This is a genomic window from Lacticaseibacillus salsurivasis (assembly GCF_036246225.1).
Taxonomy (GTDB): Bacteria; Bacillota; Bacilli; order Lactobacillales; family Lactobacillaceae; genus Lacticaseibacillus; species Lacticaseibacillus salsurivasis.
This window is the reverse complement of the sequence record NZ_BTTP01000011.1, coordinates 44,224-65,758: the sequence shown is the minus strand read 5'-3', so window position 1 is coordinate 65,758 and position 21,535 is coordinate 44,224. Positions and strand designations below refer to the sequence as shown.

At 55.3% G+C, this 21,535-nt stretch carries 20 protein-coding genes and 2 tRNA genes; 9 read left to right on the top strand and 13 right to left on the bottom strand.

Going from position 1 to position 21,535, the window contains the following annotated elements; translation table 11 throughout:
• Positions 1–256: 256 nt before the first annotated feature.
• The 4 genes from AAA927_RS08820 to AAA927_RS08805 all read right to left on the bottom strand — a co-directional run bounded on the left by AAA927_RS08820 (position 257) and on the right by AAA927_RS08805 (position 4,561).
• Positions 257–1,042: a Cof-type HAD-IIB family hydrolase gene (locus AAA927_RS08820; RefSeq protein WP_338217529.1), complete on the bottom strand. Its 786-nt coding sequence runs from the start codon at positions 1,040–1,042 to the stop codon at positions 257–259.
• A gap of 141 nt (positions 1,043–1,183) precedes the next feature.
• Positions 1,184–2,686 (bottom strand): helix-turn-helix domain-containing protein, encoded by a 1,503-nt coding sequence (locus AAA927_RS08815; RefSeq protein WP_338217528.1) that lies wholly within the window; start codon positions 2,684–2,686, stop codon positions 1,184–1,186.
• 200 nt (positions 2,687–2,886) lie between these two features.
• Positions 2,887–3,594, bottom strand: a complete 708-nt coding sequence (gene nagB, locus AAA927_RS08810; RefSeq protein ID WP_338217527.1) for a glucosamine-6-phosphate deaminase — start codon at positions 3,592–3,594, stop codon at positions 2,887–2,889.
• Positions 3,595–3,790: 196 nt separating this feature from the next.
• Positions 3,791–4,561, bottom strand: a complete 771-nt coding sequence (locus AAA927_RS08805; protein WP_338217526.1) for a tyrosine-protein phosphatase — start codon at positions 4,559–4,561, stop codon at positions 3,791–3,793.
• Positions 4,562–4,723: 162 nt separating this feature from the next.
• On the opposite strand from AAA927_RS08805, the gene AAA927_RS08800 reads away from it, so the two are divergent.
• The gene (locus tag AAA927_RS08800; RefSeq protein ID WP_125580612.1) at positions 4,724–5,665 is read left to right on the top strand and encodes a ribose-phosphate diphosphokinase; all 942 of its coding nucleotides are present in this window, start codon (positions 4,724–4,726) and stop codon (positions 5,663–5,665) included.
• Between the two features lie 185 nt (positions 5,666–5,850).
• Positions 5,851–5,923 (top strand) — tRNA-Lys (locus AAA927_RS08795).
• Between the two features lie 99 nt (positions 5,924–6,022).
• On the opposite strand, the gene AAA927_RS08790 is transcribed toward AAA927_RS08795, so the two are convergent.
• Positions 6,023–6,640, bottom strand: a complete 618-nt coding sequence (locus AAA927_RS08790) for a DUF975 family protein (protein WP_338217525.1) — start codon at positions 6,638–6,640, stop codon at positions 6,023–6,025.
• A gap of 170 nt (positions 6,641–6,810) precedes the next feature.
• On the opposite strand from AAA927_RS08790, the gene AAA927_RS08785 reads away from it, so the two are divergent.
• A tRNA-Lys gene (locus AAA927_RS08785) sits at positions 6,811–6,883 on the top strand.
• Between the two features lie 108 nt (positions 6,884–6,991).
• Here the strand turns inward: AAA927_RS08785 and AAA927_RS08780 are convergent.
• The 3 genes from AAA927_RS08780 to AAA927_RS08770 form a co-directional block, all read right to left on the bottom strand.
• Complete coding sequence (locus AAA927_RS08780; protein WP_338217524.1) at positions 6,992–8,866, bottom strand: TPM domain-containing protein; 1,875 nt, start codon at positions 8,864–8,866, stop codon at positions 6,992–6,994.
• Between the two features lie 175 nt (positions 8,867–9,041).
• Positions 9,042–10,040 (bottom strand): aldo/keto reductase, encoded by a 999-nt coding sequence (locus AAA927_RS08775; protein WP_338217523.1) that lies wholly within the window; start codon positions 10,038–10,040, stop codon positions 9,042–9,044.
• 116 nt (positions 10,041–10,156) lie between these two features.
• The gene (locus AAA927_RS08770; RefSeq protein ID WP_338217522.1) at positions 10,157–10,648 is read right to left on the bottom strand and encodes a MerR family transcriptional regulator; all 492 of its coding nucleotides are present in this window, start codon (positions 10,646–10,648) and stop codon (positions 10,157–10,159) included.
• Positions 10,649–10,749: 101 nt separating this feature from the next.
• Here AAA927_RS08770 and AAA927_RS08765 point away from each other — a divergent pair, with 101 nt between their 5' ends.
• Complete coding sequence (locus AAA927_RS08765; RefSeq protein ID WP_338217534.1) at positions 10,750–11,592, top strand: oxidoreductase; 843 nt, start codon at positions 10,750–10,752, stop codon at positions 11,590–11,592.
• A gap of 50 nt (positions 11,593–11,642) precedes the next feature.
• Here AAA927_RS08765 and AAA927_RS08760 read toward each other — a convergent pair whose 3' ends face one another.
• The 5 genes from AAA927_RS08760 to AAA927_RS08740 form a co-directional block, all read right to left on the bottom strand.
• Entirely contained in the window at positions 11,643–12,206 is a 564-nt protein-coding gene (locus AAA927_RS08760; protein WP_338217521.1) for a sugar O-acetyltransferase, read from the bottom strand.
• A gap of 186 nt (positions 12,207–12,392) precedes the next feature.
• Positions 12,393–13,130 carry an ABC transporter permease gene (locus AAA927_RS08755; RefSeq protein ID WP_338217520.1) on the bottom strand — a complete coding sequence of 246 codons (738 nt, stop codon included), beginning with the start codon at positions 13,128–13,130 and terminating at the stop codon, positions 12,393–12,395.
• A complete protein-coding gene (locus AAA927_RS08750) occupies positions 13,118–13,861 on the bottom strand; it encodes an ABC transporter ATP-binding protein (RefSeq protein ID WP_338217519.1) in 744 nt (247 codons plus the stop codon). Before AAA927_RS08750 ends, AAA927_RS08755 begins: the two co-directional genes overlap by 13 nt.
• Positions 13,858–14,817, bottom strand: coding sequence for an ABC transporter substrate-binding protein (locus AAA927_RS08745; protein WP_338217518.1), 960 nt, complete (start codon positions 14,815–14,817; stop codon positions 13,858–13,860). Before AAA927_RS08745 ends, AAA927_RS08750 begins: the two co-directional genes overlap by 4 nt.
• Before the next feature lie 14 nt (positions 14,818–14,831).
• A complete protein-coding gene (locus tag AAA927_RS08740; protein ID WP_338217517.1) occupies positions 14,832–15,800 on the bottom strand; it encodes a UbiA family prenyltransferase in 969 nt (322 codons plus the stop codon).
• Between the two features lie 285 nt (positions 15,801–16,085).
• Between AAA927_RS08740 and AAA927_RS08735 the strand changes: the two genes are divergently transcribed.
• The 5 genes from AAA927_RS08735 to AAA927_RS08715 all read left to right on the top strand — a co-directional run bounded on the left by AAA927_RS08735 (position 16,086) and on the right by AAA927_RS08715 (position 21,528).
• Positions 16,086–17,099, top strand: a complete 1,014-nt coding sequence (locus AAA927_RS08735; protein ID WP_338217516.1) for a hypothetical protein — start codon at positions 16,086–16,088, stop codon at positions 17,097–17,099.
• Between the two features lie 12 nt (positions 17,100–17,111).
• A complete protein-coding gene (locus AAA927_RS08730; protein WP_338217515.1) occupies positions 17,112–17,849 on the top strand; it encodes a zinc ribbon domain-containing protein in 738 nt (245 codons plus the stop codon).
• Between the two features lie 89 nt (positions 17,850–17,938).
• Positions 17,939–18,991, top strand: coding sequence for an Lreu_0056 family protein (locus tag AAA927_RS08725; protein ID WP_338217514.1), 1,053 nt, complete (start codon positions 17,939–17,941; stop codon positions 18,989–18,991).
• A gap of 9 nt (positions 18,992–19,000) precedes the next feature.
• Entirely contained in the window at positions 19,001–20,782 is a 1,782-nt protein-coding gene (locus AAA927_RS08720) for a helix-turn-helix transcriptional regulator (RefSeq protein ID WP_338217513.1), read from the top strand.
• 296 nt (positions 20,783–21,078) lie between these two features.
• Complete coding sequence (locus tag AAA927_RS08715; protein ID WP_338217512.1) at positions 21,079–21,528, top strand: MarR family winged helix-turn-helix transcriptional regulator; 450 nt, start codon at positions 21,079–21,081, stop codon at positions 21,526–21,528.
• Positions 21,529–21,535: the final 7 nt, after the last annotated feature.

Genomic DNA, 21,535 nt, shown 5'->3' with positions numbered 1-21,535 from the left:
ATGTACAACGAGCTTGTGAAAAATCGATATATTGTTCAAAAATTTGAAAGTAAACGCTGACATTTCGAGCAAATCGTCAGAAATGACCGCAAAAAATTTCGAAACTTTTCCCGTAATATCTGCCCAGCTCAGCGATTATGCGTATTTAGCCGGTTATTTAACAATATAAACAAAAAAAGACCGCCTCATCGAGTAGCTCAGAATCAAACAAGCAGGCCTCTTCAGCCTGCTTGTTTTGTCATTTATTAGCTTGAATTTAGATCAAATCAAAGTGTTTCAGCGCATTTGGGATCCCGTTTGCGAGATAATCATCGGTCTGATAATCCGCGACGGCGGCGACTTGCGGCAAGGCATTGCCCATCGCCACGCCCACAGTCGCGCGCTTAAGCATTGGGATATCATTGTTGCCATCCCCAAAGGCGTACGTCGGCACGCCTTTGAATTCCGGCCGGTCTGTCAGCACGTCGATGCCGGTAGCCTTAGTAATGCCTTGGTTCACGACATCCAAGGCGTAAGGACCGTTGCGGAAGAAATTCAGTTCCGGGAAGGCGGCGACATACTTGGCGCCCACCTCGCGGCCGGCTTCGGTGTTCGGCGTGAACAGCAACATCATGACCACGGCTTCTTTTTGGTAAAAATCCGGATCAACTGCCGGCAGCGCCTGATGCACCAGGCCATAGTTCGCCTCGATGTAATCGTTGTGCTGGGTCGCCGCGATATGGCGGTCGTTGTAAAACGAAATCGCCAGGTCATCAGCGGCAGCCTGCGCAGCAAAGCGGGCGAGTTGCGGGGCGCCCACTGGACTTTGAAACAGGTGTTGGCCCTTGTAGAACACATCCGCGCCGTTGCCTAAGATCAGCGTATCAATGCCGGTTTCGGCCACCAATTGATCAAGCTCCCAGCGATTGCGGCCAGTGCACAGCACCGGCAGGACATCGTTGGCCTGCATCGCCTTGATTGCCGCCAGGTTCTCGGCCGGCACCTGCTTTTCTTTGTTCAAGAGCGTTCCGTCTAAATCAAAAAAGCACACCGCTTTGGTCATAATAGCCTCCTGCTTACTTAATAAGCCTAGTTTAACATAGGCAGCCGGTCGCCGAAAAAAATCGCCACGCTTAAACCCTGCTGCGACTGCAGTAACATTCAAGCGTGACGATTTAATTGTGCTCCAAGACTACGCAGTAAGTTACTGGTTAAACTCCTGCTGCAGTGTCCGCAGCAGGGCCGCTAATTCCCCGAAAAGATCACCGCTCGCGGCAATGTCCCAACGGAACAGCAGCGGCTGATGCTTGCCTGGAAAATGCAGCGGCAAGGAGGAATCCTGGATAATCAGATCTGCTTCTTCAAAGTGATCATACACGAGCTCGACGTTGGTTTGTTGATTCATGAAAGTCAACAGATCCGCAAACCCGAGCATCGCTGGCTCCAGCAGCAGGCCCACCTTAACCCGGCGCGCTGGTTTGGCAAAGCGGCTCAGTTGGAACAAGGTCGCATGGAAGCGGTCAACCAACAGCGGCGCCATTTCCTTAAGGCGCCGGTTCAGCGGCGCATCGGCCTGGTTCTTGGTCCGGGCCATGGCTTGGGTCAACGCGGCTTCGATTTCCGGCCGGTCAGCGTCATGCGCACAGGCGCCGCCGATATGCGGATTGAATTGGGCGAGCAGCGCCCCCAAGTCAAAGCCGAGGTTGACGACGCTCATGGCAATCGCCGCCAAGGACACCTGGAGCAACCGCCGGAACGGGCTGCGGCGGTAGCTTGGGGTGGCTTCCAAGAAGCGGTCCACCAGCTGGCGCATCACCGGACTGAACCGCGCCAAACCGTTGTCAATTTCGGCCACGGCGGGGTCATTCGGCCCGACTGCCAGCGGCAAAATCAAAAAGATTTCCAGCATCTGCTGAGACTCATTGGCTTGTTGCCAGACGCTCAGTTCAGTGTTGGTGGCATACAAATTCGGCACCGCGTTCAGCTCCAGCACCGGCGCTGGCGCCAAGTGTTGCTGGGCCAGCCGGGTTTGGCTGATGGCGGTGAAATAATGGAACAGCTCCAAGGTCACTGGATTGTGCATGTCCAGCTGATAGGCCTTCAGCACCCGCGTTGCTTCAGCCTTGGCATCAGCGTGCTTCACCACAGTAAACGGCCAGGCCGCGCCATCAGTGGCGAGCCAGTAGCTCAGGGTCAAAAACAGCCGAATGGCTTGCTCAGAGCCAGTCAGTTGCATTTTTTCGTAACTGATTTTCACGCCCATTTGTTTGCCAAAATCGCGCAGCGGCCGCAGGTACCGGAGCGCCGTGACCTTCGACACCGCCGCCTGGGTCAGGAAGTCGTCAAAGTTAGGCATGTCTTCGGCCACCAAATGTTGTAAAAATTGATAGGCTAGGCTTTGCTGAACCAGCAGCACACGCAGCTGACCGTCAGGCGTCTGCAGCAGCTTATCCGTGGCCGCTTCGCCGCCAATGGTTGCTAGGTTGGTCATCATCCGGTTATACGTGTTATAAACCGTGCTGTAACTTTCGTTGGTCACCTGGGCGAGGTACTTCAAGTTCACATCGGTGGTGCGGTCAGCGCGCTCGCGCGCCTGCGCCACTTGCTCAGCCACCGGCACTTGCCACTTAGTCGTACGCTGAATTGTGCGGAGCAGGGCGATCTGCGCCAAAGCCGTGCGCTTTAAAAATAAATCGGTCATGGCCATATATATTCCTCCTTAGCCAAAATAGCCTGCCGCAAGCCGCGCACTTTTTACGCTTGGTAAAACGACATGGCGCTCAGAATTATCCCCACATAATTGAGTTTTATACTATTAAAATAACATTTTTTAAGCATTTTTTCGACTAAAAAATCGGCTCTTGTCGCAATCTTTGCGCCAAGAGCCGATGAGGGTGAAAAATGAAATTACTTGCTCAGCTTGCTGGCAGCTGCTTCATCCACGATGATGATGGCATCCTTGTGGTTTTGCAGGACGGAAGCTGGCACGTGATCCGTTACTGGGCCTTCGATGGTGGCCTTGATGGCATCCGCTTTGTCTTCGCCGTAAGCCATCAAGATGATCTGCTTACCCTTCATGATGGAGCCGATGCCCATGGAAATCGCATAGCGTGGCACGTCCTTTTCATCATCGAAGAAGCGCTTGTTGGCTTCGATGGTGCTTTCGGTCAGCTTCACCTTGTGGGTGGTGCTGTTCAGATCGGAACCTGGTTCGTTGAAGCCAATGTGACCGTTGCGGCCGATGCCCAAGATTTGGATATCAATCGGGTTGTCAGCGATGATCTGGTCGTATTCCTTAGCGGCTTCGTCGATGTCAGCGGCGTTACCATTTGGCACGTAGGAGTGAGCAAATGGCTTCTTGTTGAACAGATTGTCCTTCATGAACTGGTGGTAGCTTTGTTCATTGTCTTCTGGCAGGCCCACGTATTCGTCCAAGTTGACGGAAACCAGGTTGCTGAAGTCCAAGTCGCTGGCGATCATATCTTGATACAGCGGAATTGGGGTGCTCCCAGTGGCCAGACCCAACACCTTGGCGCCGTTTGCGATGCCTTTTTTGATCAAGTCAAAAGCGACCTGGCCGCCTTCAGTCTTATCCTTAACGATTTTTACTTGCATGTCTATTCCTCCTCGTAAAATGACGCCGTCGATCCACATGACAGACGCTGCGTCCTTTGCTTTGGTCTAGTCCATTATCAGGCGCCGCGGGTAAAAAGTCAACCGGTCTAGACAAATATTTTCATCATTTTTGATTGGTTGGAACCCGGTCTGGCGCCGAGTAAACCGTTTTCATGATTACGGGTTAAAAAGTGGCTTACTGCCGCGTCACATATAAATTCCGCAATTGCTTCAGATCGCCGGCACTCAACTGGAGCGCCGCTTGAACATACTGCGGCCAGTCGCCGTATTCGCTGGTGATGAAGTCACGCACCGCCACATAGCACTGCGCTTCGGCGGCATGGGCATTGAGCTTGTCCACCAACGCGCTGGCGCCAGGCTTCAACGCCGCTGCCACCACCTCAGAATCAGCGAAAAAGACGGTATTGGTGAGCAGGTAATCTTGGCAAATCGTGGCTTCCGGCACGCCAAGCGCCCCTTCAATCATCATCGCCGCCATCCCGGTACGGTCTTTCCCCGCCGCGCAGTGAAAAAGTACCGATTCACCGGGTTGATCATTGGCCAGCAGCAGCGCGAACATCTGCTGAAAGACCTTGATGGCATGCGAATCCGTCAACATCCGCAAATAAGCCTCAGCCATCGGGTCAATGCGGCGATCCGCCATCGCGGCTAAATGTGCGTTAAACGCTGGGTTCGCACTCACGTCGGCAAACGGGTACACCGAAAGCTGCTGCCAATTCACCCCTGGTGCCACGACATCGGGGCTGCCAGCGACTTCGTTATCGGTACGCAGGTCGATAACTGTTTTCAAGCCGTAGTCTTTGAGCCATTCAGCTTCCTTGGCCGTGAGCTGGGACAAGGAGCCTGACCGCAGGAGCTTATGCGGCGCAATCACACCGCCGGCGGCCGGATACTCGCCGAGTTCACGCAGGTTCACCGCATTTTTAAGGGGTAATAATCGTTCCATCTTCGCCGCACCTCCCAGTTCTCATTATAGTGAATTGTCGGCGCAGCGGCCGGGTTTGTGCTTGCCTAGCCTGTTTTTTTCGCCGTTGCTCGCCTAAAAATAGCCAAGTCAAGCAAACTTGCGTATAATTAAGGCAGCATACGCACAGCAAAGGAGCGAATCATGGCAGGAGTTAAACTTTTCACGCTGAACGGCAACGTGCCGCTGGCCGAAAAAATCGCAAAAGAAGTTGGTTTACCGCTATCCCCAGCCTCGGTGAAGCATTTTGCCGATGGTGAGATTCAAATCGACCTGGACGACAGTGTCCGCGGGGCCGATGTTTACGTGATCCAACCCATCTCAGATCCCGTCAACGAAAATCTGATGGAACTGATGATTATGGTCGACGCCTTGCGCCGCGCCAGCGCCCATGTCATTAACGTCGTGGTGCCTTACTACGGCTATGCCCGCGCCGACCGCAAAGCGCGGTCCCGCGAACCGATTACCGCCAAGCTGGTGGCTAATCTGCTGACGATGGACGGCATCGACCGCTTCGTCGCGGTTGACCTGCACGCCGATCAGCTGCAAGGGTTCTTCGACCTGCCAGTCGATCACCTGCGCACCATGCCGCTGTTTGCTTCTTACTTCAAGAGCCTGCACCTCGGCACGGAAAATACGGTGGTCGTGGCGCCTGACCACAGCGGCACCAAGCACGCCCGCGCTTTGGCCGAACTGCTCAACACCCCGATTGCGATTGTCGACAAGCGCACCGATAACGGTGAAGTTGGCGTCATCGGGCATGTCCGTGGTCAACACACCATCATCATCGATGACATGATTGATACCGGCAACAGCGTGATCGACGCCACCAAGGCCTTGAAAAACGCCGGCGCCCTGGATGTTTACGCCGCCGCTACCCATGCCGTGCTGTCCCATGGCGCGGCCACCGCGCTGGGCAAGCTCAACTTGAAGCAAATCGTCATCACCGACACCATCAACGTGCCGGCGGAAAAGCATCTGCCGAACATGGTCACCTTATCCGTGGGGCCGATGTTAGGCGAGGCTATCAAGCTGATCTCTACCAACCAATCGATTCACCCGTTGTTCGAAGTGCACGACAACTAAACCTTGAGGCCATTTGCAATCAATGCAGGTGGCCTTTTTTGTTTTGATCACAAGTGTCACTCTCACTCAGGCGATTTGCAGTTCCGGCAGCGCAAATTTTTCCTGTCTCTGCCGCCTTTTTCGTAAAAAAGCGTTGCGCGCGTAGGGCCCGCATGATATAGTATTAAGCGTTATAGAGATGTCTTGGGTGGTTAGCTCAGCTGGCAGAGCAACGGACTCTTAATCCGTGGGTCCAGGGTTCGATCCCCTGACCACCCAGAATAGAAGGCGGTAAGCAGAAATGCTTACCGCCTTTTTGTGACTGCGGCATTAAAAAAACCGGCGCGTGGCCGGAATTTTAGAACATAGCAAAAGTGCTTAGAAATCTGAAAAGTCCGCATCATCATTCAAGAACCGGTCGCCGGCCAGCTGCCGGTAATAGGCCGCATTGGTCGCCTGGATGTAGGGACTCAGCCACAAGAAGCCAATGCCAGCGGTCAGGACTGCCAGCAAGCCCCAACCGACGAAACTAAGCTGCAACACAAAGTATTCCCACTTATGCCCCTGCATCAGCTGACGACTAGCCGTGATGGCATCTGTTGCGCCAATCTCCGCGCCGGCCTGCTGCATGTCAGCCAGAATATAAGGCACCTGCGCGTAGGCAAGGGCCTTCACCACTCCCGGAATCACCAACAAGAGCCCCCAAAGCGCAGTGAAAATACTGGTCAGCAAAGTGTTCAAAAAGACCGCCATGGGCCGGGGCCCGGTGAAGCCACTGAAGATGTTATTGAAGAGGCCATGACCTTGATCATCGTCGTCGATCAGCCGCAAGAACGAAAAGTTAAGCCCCACCAAAGTCATCAATTCCAAAATTCCTACTGTGATGCCGCCGATGAGACTGGCGAAGATGGTGCCCACCAGCACCAAAACCAGCGCCCATCCCCATTTGCCGCTTAAGCGCGCTTTGGCCTGGGCTTTGAGTTGTGCTCTATTCATTTTCTACCTCCAATTCGTGATGCTTTTAACATTATCGATATTGTATCACAGTCTGCGTTATTTTATGCCGGCTGCGAGGGCTCGACCGCCGCGCGGCTGAAAAAAATGGTTGCATCCCCCCGCGTCGGTATGCTAGTATATTTAGGTTGTCAAATGGCAATGACGCAAATGGGTGGTTAGCTCAGCTGGCAGAGCAACGGACTCTTAATCCGTGGGTCCAGGGTTCGATCCCCTGACCACCCAGACTAGTAACCGACATCTGAAAAGATGCCGGTTTTTTGTTGCGTCAAAACGACTGGACTCAAAAAGGCACGCTGAGATGCGTGCCAAAAATAATCGCTCACCAAGGCTTTACCAGCTCGAGGTGCCACCTCCGCCGCCAAAGCCGCCACCACCAAAGGAATCGCCGCCACCACCATCGCTGGAGTCACTAGCATACCAGTCGCTGGCGTGATTGACGTACATCGAACTAGATTTGTAAGCCTTGGTGCTTTCATCGGCTGCAAAGAATTGGGCCACGGTCACCGTGCCAAAGGCGAAGGCCATGTCATAGTAATCCGGCAAACTACCTTTCGCTTTTTTACCTTTAACCTTGCCGGCCAGGCTGGCTTTCAGTGCCGTTTTCGCCTGCAGGATGGTCGGATCAGCATTGGCCAAAGCCGCGGCCAGGGCCTGATCAGTGTCGTCTTGCTTCACTCGCACGCGCAAGTCCCCGAGAAAATCGCGAATCATGTGATGAAGCTCCAAGTGGCGTTTCGCGCGGGTGCACAGCGCATCAAGGGCAAAATAACCGGCCATGATGACCCCACCAACCAGCAACCCGAGCACCAGGGAATTCAGCACTTGCAGCGGCGATTGGCCGTCTGCCAGCAGCCGCTCAAGGAAGTGCAGCGCCGCTTGGCCCCAGCCCAGCATGCGGTAATGCAGCTCGAAGGCCCAGAGCGAATAGGTGTGGCCCGTGTACCAAAACAGCGCCGCCACCAGTAAAATCAGCACCCAGCCATTGGTCAACAGGCGCACCAGCCACCACCAGGCTTGCAGCAGCGGCGTCAGCAAGTACGGCCGCACATCGTTGGCTGGCACCGGGCTTGCCGGCTTCGCCTTGGCTTTAGGCCACAGCCGCCGCTTTGGGGCCGTGGTGTTGCCGGCTTGGTACCAGTCTTGGTGATGCTGGCGAAACATGCTGGTTTGCTTAAACTCGCTGCCAGGGTTGCGCGCATTCGCGTAAAATTGCGCGAGGGTGGTGTGACCAAAGGCAAACTGCATGCTGAAGTAATCGGGTAGCGTGGTTTTGGCTGCCGCCTCGGCCGGCTCTGGCTGGAGCTGAGCGCGCAAGGTGGCCTTAGCCGACTGCACAGTAGCAGTCGGCGGCACTGTCAGTAGCGGCGCCGCAGCGAGGTCTGGGCTGATGCTGCGCAGCGCGGTGAGGTACCCTTGCACCAACTCATCCAGCCAGACGCGCGCTTGCAGGTGCCAGCCGAGCCGCCGCAGCCCGTACAGGCCGAGGACGACGCCAAAGCCGGCCACCATTAGCGTCAAGAAGCTGTGTGCGGTATTCAGCCAGGTCCAGATCGCCGCGATTGGATGAAAACCGGCGGATGGCATCGGTTTGATGCGGCTAGCCTGAATGTCGCCGGTGCGAATCAACTGATCCAACCGCTGCGTCACCAGCTGCACCCCGGCATCGTAATCACCGCGGCGGTAGTCATTTTTTACCTGCGCATCCGTCACCACGTCGGTCATGGCGTCTGGCACCTGATCTTCCATGCCATAGCCCACTTCCAGCCGGGCCTGGTGTTCGGCCTTGGCGATGAGGTAAACCACCCCGCTATCGGCAGCGGCATCCCCGACGCCGAGCTTGGTCGCCTGCGCGATGGTGAATTGCTCAATCGAGGTGTTGGCGGGCAAATGGTCCACCGTAATCACCATCAGCTGGGGCTTTTTCGGCAGCGTTTTGTAGCGCTGATTCAGCCGGTGAATGGCGGTTTTGGTGCTTGGACTGAGCAAATGCGCGTTGTCCGAGACAAAAATGTTCGCCGGGTCAACTTTGACGGTACTACTGCCGCGCGGAATGGCGGTCCAGATCATCATCAGTGCTAGCACGGCCAGCACGACTAGGGGCAGCCGTTTCAGGGCAGCGCCGAGGCGAGGATAAAGCTGACGCTGCCAAGGGGCTAAGGGCAGCGGTGCGGATTCAGGTTTGGTTGGCGAGGCGGCTTTAGGCATCGTGGTCAGTCCTTCTGTCTATGTATTGTTATGTTTCAATTAGCTTAACATAAGGATACTCAGCAAGAAAGCCAAGGTTAAAGCCGGTTGCACCGGGAGAAGCCAAACAAAGGCCCCCTCGAAGTGTTATTCGAGGGGGCCAATTTTAGCTAAAAATCGTGGTCAGCATGTTATTCTACCAGGCATAAGCCTCTGGTGCGGCGCCAACGGGTGGGAAAATATCATCCAGTTCGGCCAAAACATCAGCCGACAGATGCACATCCAGCGCGTGCACCGCGTTCTCCAGCTGTTCGATGGTGCGCGGGCCGATAATCGGCGCGGTGACCACTGGGTTGTGCAGCAGCCAAGCCAAGGCCACTGTGGACTGGGTTTCGCCGAGGTTTTGGCATAACTGCTCGAAGCGCTTCAGCTGCTCGCGGCGAGCAGCGCTGAGGTGCTTGCTTTGCTCGGCGCGCCGGCCGGTGAGGTCAGTCGGATGCAAAATGTTTTCTGCCAACTGGCCAGATTCCAGCGGGCTCCAGATAATCAGGCCCATACCCAAGTCTTTCACCGTCGGCAAAAGCTCCAGTTCCGGTAGCCGCGTCAGCAAGTTGTACTTATGCTGCTCGGCCACCAGCCCGAGGAAGTGGCGGTCATGGGCGTGGGCGGCGGCAAAGGCGAGATGCCGGGCGCCAAAGTTGCTAGATCCAGCGTAAACGACTTTCCCTTGCGCAATGGCCGCTTCATAAGCGCCAAAAATCTCATCCCAGTTGATGTGATGGTCGATGTGGTGCATCTGCAGCAAGTCGATGTGGTCGGTTTGCAGCCGGCGCAGTGAATCGTTTAGACTACGCTTGATTTTGTACGCCGAAATTCCGGCTGGGTCGTTCGGGCCATAAGTTGGGTCAGCCATGCGGCCATAGACCTTGGTGGCCAGCACCGTGCTTTCCCGGCGGCCGTCTCCCTGGGCAAACCAGCGGCCAACGATTTCTTCGGTCCAACCGGCGTGGCCTGCCGGGTTGGTCTGGCTGCGGCCATATACATTGGCCGTGTCAAAAAAGTTAATGCCCAGCTCACGCGCCCGATCCATGATGCGATCAGCGTCGGCTTCGCTGGTGCGAGGCCCGAAGTTCATCGTGCCTAACACCAGTCGGCTTACCTTCAGGCCAGTGCGGCCTAGGGTTGTGTATTCCATGTGAATTCCTCCTTCGAATGTACGATGACGAGGTACGCCTTCAGTATAAAACTTTCAATAACGGCCGGTCGTGGTTGGTTTCGGCCACCCAATCGTTGTTGCGTAGGTCTACTTGCTTAAGCCTCGTCGCTTTGCTCAAGATCAATCAGCTTCCGAATATTGGTGCAGTGGTCTAGTGCGGCTTGATATTTTGCTTTGGTGTTAGGATCAACCATGTTGGTTTGCGGTGCAAAGTGAATTGACTCTGTGCCCGCTTCAACAGAAGTCTTGTAATACCACTTTTTGTACCGCAGAAAGTCCAACTGGTGTTGCATGTCATCGATATGGCTCATCAGGGTTTGTTCTTCTTCATCGAGATAATCATATCTGGCCCGCAAAGTACCATCACCTTGCATACACATGTGGACAAAGTGACCAATATCTTTGACCGGGACGCCGCTTTTCTTCAAACAATCAATGACCTCAATGAAGTTAAGATCCTGCTGTTTAAACTTGCGGCGGCCAGCCGAATCCCGTTCAACAAAAGGGAGCAGTCCCTGTTTGTCATAGAAGCGAATCGCACTGGTACTAATACCCATGATTGAAGCAATATCACCGATTGAATACATCAAATCACCCTCTTTCTAAATTCATTGTTGACTTAAACTATACTTTCAGTTGTAGCGTAGAACGTGTCAAAAGACATGATACGAATTGGAGCGTGAACACAATGACGAATAAGACTTGGTTTGTAACGGGTACCTCAACCGGTTTTGGCCGTTCACTGGTCACCTATCTGGCCCAGCAAGCGAACGTTAACGTCGTGGCAACTGCAAGGCAGACCGACCAGCTTAGCTATTTAGATCAGTATAGTCATGGCCAAATTTTGAAGGCGGCCCTTGACGTGACTGATCATGATCAAATTATGGCCGCTGTTCAGCTTGCTCAGGCTAAATTTGGCGGGATCGATGTCCTAGTCAATAATGCCGGCATCGGCTACTTTGGGACATTTGAAGAAAGTAATCTTGATTCTGTGCGGTACATGTTTGAGGTCAACGTCTGGGGACTGGTGAATGTGACCCGCGCAATTCTGCCTGGAATGCGGAAACAAAAGCATGGTACCATCGTGAATTTCTCCTCAATCGGTGGTCTGTATTCATTTCCCACCTTAGCCTTTTACCATGGTTCAAAATATGCGGTAGAAGGCATTAGCGAAACCATCGCAAAAGAAGTCGCTGCTGAAAAGATTAAAATCATGTTGATTGAACCAAGCGGATTCCGAACCGACTGGGCTGGCCGGTCATCTGCCAAAGACCTGCCAGCAATCGATGACTATCAACAATTCACTGACTTCATTCAAAGTAATGCCAATGGTGCGCATCATGAAGCAGGCGATCCCGACAAAGCTGCCCAAATTATTTATGATCAAGTCACCAACCACTTCAACGAATTGCCTTTACGGCTACCATTGGGCAAGTTCGCAGCAGATACGGCAATTTCAAAATATCGTGATCAGCTGACTAAATTTGAAGCGTTACATGATTTATCCGCTTCGGCCGATCGACCTGAATAGGAAAACCCAGACTCTGGCTCAGCACGACAAGGTGCGGTCAGGGTCTTATTTTAATCTTGGATGAGCGAACGAATCGGTTTGGCCGGAACCCCGGCCACCAGTGTATTATCAGGAATGTCTTTGGTCACAACGGCACCAGCTGCGACGACCACATTATTGCCAATGGTGACGCCTGGTAAGACCGTCACGGAGCCGCCGAACCAGACATCATTGCCAATCGTGACCGGCTTAGCTTGGGCCAGATACTGCCGGCGGCCACTTGGTGTCATAGGATGATTGACGGTATAGATGCCGCAGTTTGGCCCAATCATCACATGGTTGCCAATCGTGACGGGCGCCATATCGAGAATGGTTAAGTTGTAGTTGCTGAGGAAATCATGGCCAACATGGATATTCTTCCCATAATCACAGTTGAAGGTTGCTTGGACCGAGAGATTCTCGCCAAAGCTACCGAGAATCTCTTGCATTTTCTTCGTCTGCTTTTCTGGTTCGGTTGCGGATATCGCGTTAAATTCCTGGCAAAGTTTAGCGGCCCGCGCCTTGCGGGCAACGACTGCTTGATCATCAAAGTGGTACCAGTCGCCAGCTTGCAGTTTGTCCAATTCAGATAGCATAAAATCAGTCCTTTCAGAATGAATGTACCACTTAAACTTATCTTTAAGTCAAGCACCCTTGACCATTTTCTCGTCGGACAATGCTATCAACAGAAACTGAAGCTTAGTGGCAGAGAAACCGCAAAAAAACGCCTTTCGCCTCCGGTCTGCGTCAAGCTGGCCGAGGCGAAAAGCGTTCTCTTCAGTTTAGCCTTGCTGCCACCGCAGCACCCGCCGCTCAACGGCATTCAGCACGGCGAACAGCGCAAAGGCCACTGCCGCCAGTACCACAATGCCGGCATACATCAGCGGGTAATCCAGCCGGTTCCACTCATCCATGATGAAATACCCCAGCCCGTAGCTGGTGCCATAGACTTCCGTGAAAAACAGCGTGGCGATTGCGGTGCCTAATGCGAGGCGCAGCGCGGTGAGCACCCCGGCGAGGCTGGCCGGCCAAGTAGCGTCACGGAACAACTCCCAGCGGTTGGCGCCAGCCACGCGCAGCTGTTTGTACACCCCTGCCGGCACCTGGCGCACGGCATCGCGCACCGAAATGATGATCTGAAACACCGTGATCATGGTAATCATGATGATTTTGGCCGAATCCCCGAGCCCAGCCAGCAGCATCACCACTGGGAGCAACGCAATTTTCGGCAGCGGATAGGTCAGGTACACCACGGGATCGACCCAGGCCCCAAACCGCGGCGCCCGCACAATCAAAATCCCCAGTGGAATGCCAATGACCGCTGACCACACCAGACTCCAGCCCAGGCGGTACAGCGAGAAATACAAATGCCAGCCGATTTGATGCGCCAGCAGTTGTGGAAAGGCCGCATACACGGTTAGCGGCGTGGGCAGCACCGGCTTCCCCACCAGCACCGCCGCCAGCCACCACAGCAAATTAAGCGCCAGCAGCGCACCCAGGGTTTTGGTTACTCTTGCCATGATGCTGCCACCTCCTGGCGCAGCGCCGCCACTGCCGGATAGTAGCGCGCATCTTCGCGGCGGGTGGCCAGCGGCACCTGGGCCAACGGATTGGCCTGCACCTCGCCTTGGCCGTGATGCAAAATCAACAGCGCATCCCCGAGCGCCAGCGCCTCTTCCAGATCATGGGTAATCAGCAGCGTCGTCACCGGCCGCGCCTGCCACTGGCTGATAAACAGCTGATAAGCGCGCGCCTTGACCACCGGATCAAGCGCGGAAAAAGCCTCATCCAGCATCAACAAATCTGGCGCCTGGGCAAAAGCCCGCGCCAGCGCCACGCGCTGCTGCTGGCCACCGCTTAAGCGGTTGGGATAGCGCTTGGCCAAGTCAGCGATACCCAGTGCTGCCATGACCTGCGCCACGGCTTGGTGTTGCGCGGCATCCAGCCGATGGTGCTGACTGACTTTCAAGGGCAGCGCGACGTTTTGCGCCACCGTGCGCCAAGGCAGGAGCCCATAATCCTGCGGCACCACCGCCAAATGCTGGCGGCGCGGATCGATGAGTGCGTCGTCTAACCGGCAATCGCCGGTACTCGGCAACTGCTGGGTCAGCGCGTCGATCAAGGTGGTTTTGCCGGTGCCACTGGGCCCTAGCACCGCCAAAATGCCGCGGTCAGGCACAGCAAAGCTGAGGTCAGCCAGCACCGGCCGGTCGCCTCGCACCGCTGTGAGGCCCGCGACCGTTAGTTTCATGGCAGCGCCACACTGGCTGGATCAAGCGTGGTGGTGGTCACACCTTCCGCCTTGGCATAGGCGAACGCCGCCTTCAGCACTGAGGTTTTGACGGCATGCGCCTTGGTGTAGTGCACCAGCTTGACCTTAGGCACCAAGGCCGCCGGATAGCCGATATCTTTAGTCAAAATCGATTCGAAATCGCTGGCCTTACCAGCATTGAGGGTCTTGACCGCCTGGTTGTACGCCGCCAGCAAGCGCTTGGTGACGGCCTTTTGCTTGGCCAGCTTCGACGCCACCGCCAAAATCGTGGTTTGGTACGCCACTGGGTCGCTTTGCGCCACGACATGCGCGCCTTTACTTTTGGCAATCGCCATGAACGGATCCGGGACGATCATCGCGTCGATTTTGCGGTCCAAGGTCAGCTGAATGCGCGCTGGCACCTGGGCGACTTCGGTGATTTTAACGTCTTTTTCACTCATGCCCACCTTGGCCAGCTCTTGATCAAGGTAGAAGGTCGGCGTTTGGTGCGGCATGGTGGCAATCGTTTTGCCGCGCAAATCCGCCACGGTTTTGATGTCTGGCTGATTGGACACAATGCCGAAGGAGCCGTTCAGCCCAGTGGCAATCTTCCAACCCAGCTTGCCGTTTTCATATGCCGCTAGCGTCACCACATCAGACACCGCACCGTCGAGCTGGCCAGACGCCACCGCCGCGTCGCGGTCCTTCGGTGACTTGAAGTTTTGCAAGGTGACATTCAGGTGCTGATCCTCAAAGTAGCCTTTTTCCTTCGCCACATACAGCGGAATGGATTCCGGAGCTGACATCGTGCCAAGGTTCAAAGTCACGTCCTTGCTTGCCTTCGTTGTTTTGCTCGACTTGGCGGCAGATTCCTTCAAGCTGGTTTCCTTGGGCGCGCAAGCCACCAAAAGTGTAGCTGCGAGCAGGGCCGAGAGCCCCAGTAATGTCTTTTTCATCTTAAAAACTCCCCCTAAACTTGTTGCCACAACAACCAGCCGGCCAGCACCAACACCTCCGCGCCGGCGGTGAACAGCAGGTTGTTGACGGCAGTTTTGAACGTCAAACGCCGCACCTGTACTTGCAGGAAGCGGGCGATATTGCGATGAATCAAGGGCCACAGCAGCAGCACCAACAGCGTGACTGGCGGCATCACCCGCAGGAACACCGCGGCGATAATCGCGGCATAAGCCGCCACTGGCACCCAGCGGTAAATCGCCAAGGCCCGGTCATGGCCGAGGTACACCGCCATGGTTGCGCGGTGGTTGGTGATGTCTTCTTGGATGTCGCCGATGTTATTGGCGAACATGATATTCCCATCCAAGATGATGATGGGTGCCGCCACCAGCACCAGCTTGGCCAGCACCGGCACGCTGCCATAGAGGCTGAAGCGCTGCCAGCTCAAAGCCAGTGCCAGCGGCCGGTTGGGCACATTGACGAAGTAGGCAATAAAAAAGGTACCAAAGCCTTCCGTCACCCCAGAGACCACCTCACCAATCGGCAGCCGCGAAATCGGCATCGGCCCAAAAGTATAGAAAATCGCGATGCCAATCGCCGCCCCACCAATCAGAAGCAGCACCAAGTTCGTACGCCAGACCAAGATCAACCCAGCCATCACTGCCACCGCTAGCAGCGCCAGCATCAAGGCCATCACCCGCCGCGGATTGAGATGATCCGTACCGATGATGTTGCCTTTTTGCCGATAGTCCTCGTCCTTGGACTTGTAGTAGTCCTGGACGTTGTTGAAGCCGGTGACGAAGCAGGCAATGCTCAGCTGGCCGACAAAATAAATCAGTGTGTTGACCCCATTGAACCCGCGCTGGTCGTACCACGCGTACAACACCCCTAGCGCAAACGGCATCGCCGAGGCGAGCTTGACTGGCAGGCGAATCAGCTCCAGAAAAAGCCGCCCGGTCAGTTTTTGATATGGTGCCTCTGTCATCTTTTCCCGCCCCCAATATCTTTTCATTCTACGTTAACCCGCCAGCCTTGTACATCTTCGCACAAAAGAATGAGAGCGCTACCCCAGGATTCTTACCGTGATTTAATCCCCACCCGGCTTTTAAAACTAATTGTGGGCAACTTACCATGCAGATATGCAAATCTGCTTTGCCTCACGCCAGCGCCGCGCTAGGCTGGTCTAAGAACGGAAAAATGGGGTCAGCCGTTAAAATTTAGGCTTCCGGACCAAGGCTTAAAGGCCCGGTCGCCAAGGAGCGAGTCAAACATGAATAAACGGGGTATCACGCTAACGCTGGTCAGCCTAGCAGTTTTGCTGGGTGGTTGCGGCATCGGCAATGTCGACATGTCTAGCCACCAAGCACCAGCCAAAAAATCGAGCAGCACCGCCAGTCAGCGCGCCAGCGCCAAAAAACAAAGCACAGCCCAGGCGAAAAAAGAGCGCCAGCAACTGCTCGGCGCCAAGGCCAAATACGGCCTGCCGCAAGGCCCAAGCTGGCTCGAAGTCTACGAAAATGGCAAGGCCACCGGCGCCTATCTCTCACCGACCAAGCAAAACGTGGTCACGATGCATGAACGGAGTAGTTTCACCCTGGCCGGTCAGCTGCCTTGGCTGGGCACAATCAAGAGCCACGCTTTCGATGTCGCGCATGAAGCCCAGGATGCCACCATGGATCAATCCGAATCCTTCAAGTACAATCTTTCGCCGGACTTATTCGCCACGACCCAAGGCTTTTACAACCTGGGTAAGGTAGATGCCAAAGTGCTCGCAAAGCACGCTTTCCAAGATCTGAAGCAATTCTACCAAGCGGTGGATGATCGCAACGCCGCCGAGTTGCCCGGTCACTCCGATTACCTGAAGTCGCTGTGGGGCAGCACCGGCACCGTGGCCGACAGCGGTGACCTCAAGACCCGCTACACCGTGGAGGAGCAGTATTTCAATCGCGATTCCATCAACGTCGATCCCGACAGCAACGGCGCCGACGACGCCACCTACGTCGAAATCGCCCTTGACCATGACGACAACCTAGACCGGATTTATCCCACGCGCCTGCATATCCAGACCTACGTCAAAATGAAGGAAACCGAAGCGGCTAAGCGCCTGGAAGGTGGCATGACGAACCAGAATTACGGCAAGTCGACCACTTCCATCATCGAATACAACGTGATTTATCAACTGACCGACCAAGGCCAGTGGGAACTGCGGGAAGTCGAAGAAGGTAGCTCCTCGCAGTACGCCTTGGACAAGTCGCAAGGCGACTGGATTACCGAGAAGGACTAAGGGGGAAACATCATGAAATTCTGTTCTAATTGCGGCGCCAAGCTCGACCCGGGCGCTAGCTACTGCCCAAAGTGTGGGCACAAGGTCGAAGCGGGCGATACCGCTAAGCAAATCGCCAGTGAAACTGCCGCCAAAGCCAAAAGTGCCGCCACGGCAGCTGCCACCACTGCCGCAGCCCGCGCCAAGCAAGGCTTGAAGCAACTGCAAGGCGCCGCCAAAAGCCCAGCGCGCAAGCGGTACCTGCGTTGGGCAGCCGCCGCATTGGCCGTGCTACTCGCCGTCTTTTTTGCCTACCGCCTGCTCTACCTGCCAGGCGTGGTGAGAAATGCGGTCGACGCCAACGTGCTCAACCAAGGCGGCTACACTGCCAAGGCCAATACGCTGACCAAAAAAGTCGTCATCACCACCGACGACCTCAAGCTGGAGCGCCTAATTGACGCCATTAAGGCCAACGACTATGACCAAACCCGCATCGGCGCCGAAATGCAGCTGGCCAGTCTGGCCAAAGCCTTGCCTGGCAATTGGACCGTGGAAATTCAGCAGCATCAGATGAAAGGCTCGCAAACCGTGCTATGGCGCTACCAAGGCGACAAAGAAACTATCCGCTATCAGAATTCAGATGAGTGCAAACGCGCGCACAAAATGGTCATGGCCGCCAAAGCCAAGCAGCAATCCACTGACGACGCCGTTACGCGCGGGGTCACCGGCGGCATTGTCGGCGGGTTGATTGGAGCGTTTCTCGCCCGCTGATTTGGCAGGCGCCGGCAAGCGTTATACAATACAGGCAGCACCGGGAAGGAGTACGCCGGGGTCATCGGGCAGGCCACTGGCGACACACAATGAAAAGCAAAAAGCATCTGTTGTCAACGTTGATTGCATTAGGCGCGGCCCTGGGCCTCGCGGGGTTAGCCGGCTGCGGTACGCCCGCTAAATCGAGCCATAGCACCACCAAGTCCAGCAAAGTGACGAAAGCTAAAAAGAAGAAGACCACGGCCAAGAAAACGACCGCATCCTCCTCTTCACAGAAGCAAGCCTTATGGAACACAACCAAGGAGCAACAACTGAGGGATTTTATTGCGCAATGGGCGCCGACCATGGGCCAAAGCTACACTGAGTACAACGGCAAAACGCCGCTCAAAACCTCAGTGGGCACCACGTATCCTGACGCGCTGAAAGGCATCAAGATTGAGCAAACCACGCCGGGCACCATTGGCTGGGCCCCCACTGGCGAAGGCAAATACGATTACAATGTCGTTGCGATTTACAACTATGACGGCTCAGTGCCGCCACTGCCTAATCACATCACCTATGTGTTTGCCTTTCACGAAGGCAGTCCGATTGCGTTGGTCGATCAAACGCGCGACGGTTGGCCGATTCTGACGCCGACCCGGAACACTGAGGTGAAGAATAGTTTTGCCCAAATCGCCAACGCGAGCGCCAGTGATAACACCGGCACCAGTGACAGTCCCGAGGCAAGCGACAGTACGGGCACCAGCGATAACAACGATAGTGATACCACCGCTAGCGATAGCACCGGTACCAGCGCGGAAACGCAAGCCGCCATCAAAAACCGGCCAATGAGTCCGCAAGCAATTGGGGTCATGATTATGATGCTCCGTGGGGATGACGTGGCTAATGATCCGAATGTCACCTTTGATAACAACACCGCTAGCTATCCTTACCTGGTCAGCAGCGGCACTGCGGTCACGCAGATTCCTTTCCACTACAACCAATTCACAATTACCTATGCCATCCGCAACCCGAATTACGCCGACTCCGACCAGGTCTTCGAGGATCACAATATCAGTACGAGCGACTTGCGCCGGAAGTTTTACCGCACGCCAGCCCAGCAGCAGGCCGTTGAAGCCGTTGTGGCGCGGCTGAAGCACTAGAGGCAGATGATGACGAATAACCACGAAGTCGCCGCACTTGGCCAATTTTTCCATGATATTCGCACTGGGCGCGGGGTGACGCTCAAAGAAGCCGCTGGCGATTGGTCGGCGGCTTCTTTGTCACGCTTTGAACGCGGTCAGCAAGACCTCAGCGCCGATAAGGCCATTACCTTGATGGCCCGCCTCGGCATTGAAAATGAAGATTTCTACTATCTCTATCAGGCCAAACAGCGTTATTTTCCCCTCACGATTCTCAACTACGCTTTGTCGTATCACACGGCTCTCGGCAGTCAGTGGCGCAAGAGCTACCTGACAGCGCATCCCCAGCACAACGCCCTCACGGACTATGCGCGGGTGCTGTTTGACGCAATGGCACATTGGCCAGAGCCAACCTATCACTTCACCGCTGCGCAAAACCAGATTCTTGCCGACCGTCTTGCCGCCATGCGCTATAACCCCGCCATGGTGACGGATGTCTTGAAACTGATTGTCGGCCCTGCCAGCCATGAACTGCTGGGGCTGCTGCGCCAGCGGGTCGAAGCCATTGATGAACAATGGGTCATGCGCGATATGTACCTCATGATTATCTGGCTCGGCGCCTTGATGGATCACGACCTCGCCTTGGCAGACGACCTGCAGCAGCAGCTAGCCCCGACTTTTTCCCAGCCAGAGGCGTCAGTGCTCGTGACCCAGTTCTATTCGAATTGGTACTTCGGTGTCGCTGCGGCGCGTTGGGTGCATCAGCCCACTGCTGCCAACGCCGCGGCAGTGAAGGCCATTATCGACGACCTCTTGGTGATGAACAACCAGGATGACGCCTATTGGTTCCGCAATATGTTCAGGCGCATGCAGCACGCGCAGGTTCAACACCAGCCGCTCATCGATCACCCGCAGGCCATGCTCGTCAGCCATACCCTGCCAGAGCTGATCAAAAATCAGCGCCAATACATGGGCGTTAGCGTCGAGGACGTTGCGGTAGAACTGAGCCCAACGACCCTGCGCCGCTTTGAATCAGGCGAAACGCAGCTCGGGTTTGCGACCCTGACGGCGCTGATGGGCGAGCTCGGGATGTTCCCCTCGCAAGCCTTCACCTTCATTCAAAGCGCGCCAGGCCATCCCAGCGGTGTGCACACCCTGTGGGCCACTTACACGGACCTCCAAGACCAGCCGGCAAAGGCTCAAGAGACCTACCACACTTTCATGACGCAACTCGCCAAACCGGAACAAATTCTGGCCATGCAGCAGTTCATTCTGCAAAGCGCCGCCCCTGGCCTTGCAGAACCGGCGCAAATGCGAGCCACCGCCCAAACCATTTTGCAGGTGCTCTTGAGTGCCAAGGCTTGGTATCGCATGGAACTCTTGGCGGTGCATGCCGTGATGAGCTGGCTGCCAGTCGAGCAGGTGCAAGCGCTCATCAACCACGGCAAGCGCTTGTATGAGAAAAATCCGCCGATGAACGGCTATATCTCTTACTTTTTCGACGCATTAGGCGAAGTGCTGGTGCAGGTCGTGAAAAATGAGGACAAACCAATCCGCCAGAATTTCGTGCAAGGTCAGCGCTGGCTGCTGCAAGTCGCCAAGGAAACGCCTGGCGCCTGGCTCGCCGCCGGGTCGTGGTTGATTGCGGATGCGGTAACCGCGCCAGCAGTAGAGAAAGACGTTGCCGTGCAGCGGTACCTGCGGCGGTCGGCGCGGGTTGGGCATGTGGAAGCCATTGCCGCGCTGAAGCGGGAATGGGCTGGGGTGGTGCCGGAAGGTTACTTTGAGTTGAGCCCAGACCCAAAAGACTAACCAACTTCTTCTTGATATCAATCACCTGCTTCCAAAGTAAGGGTGTGCATAAAAGTAAGCCAAGGCATCACTCGCAGAAAGTTGCTGAGCGATGCCTTTTTTAGCCAATTTATTATGTATGACCAAATCCGACGAGAGGTATGTGTACAGCGGCAGTGTGATAACTTCAACAAACGACTGCGGTGACATGGCCAGAGCGAGCAGACACAAATATGATTTGACAAACAGTTTTCAATTATATATTGCATTTGCAACACATCCGTGTATACTAATCCCAGAAAGCAGGTGACCTTTTTATGGACGCACTCCGCGCCATCGGTGTTGTCGCACGCGCACTAGACAGCATCTCCAACATCGAGTTCCGCGACTTAGATCTGACTCGCGGCCAATACCTCTACCTTGTGCGCATCGTCGAACAGCCTGGCATCATCCAGGAACAGCTGGTCAATCAGCTGAAAGTGGACCGGGCCACAGTGGCGCGCAGCGTCGCCAAGCTGTGCCGGCAGGGACTGGTCGTTAAGCAGCCTGACCCCAATAACGCGAAAGCAAATTTACTTTTCGCCACCGCCGCCGGCAAAAAAGCCTACGCCCCAATTCACCGGGAGAACCAGTATTCACTTAAGCGGGCCCTTGATGGCATGACCGAAGCGGAGGTCGCCACCCTGACCCGTCTGCTCAACCAGATGACGCAGAACATCGATAAAGACTGGCAGCTGGTCAAAAGTGGCGGCAAGCGCCACTACTGAGTTTTAA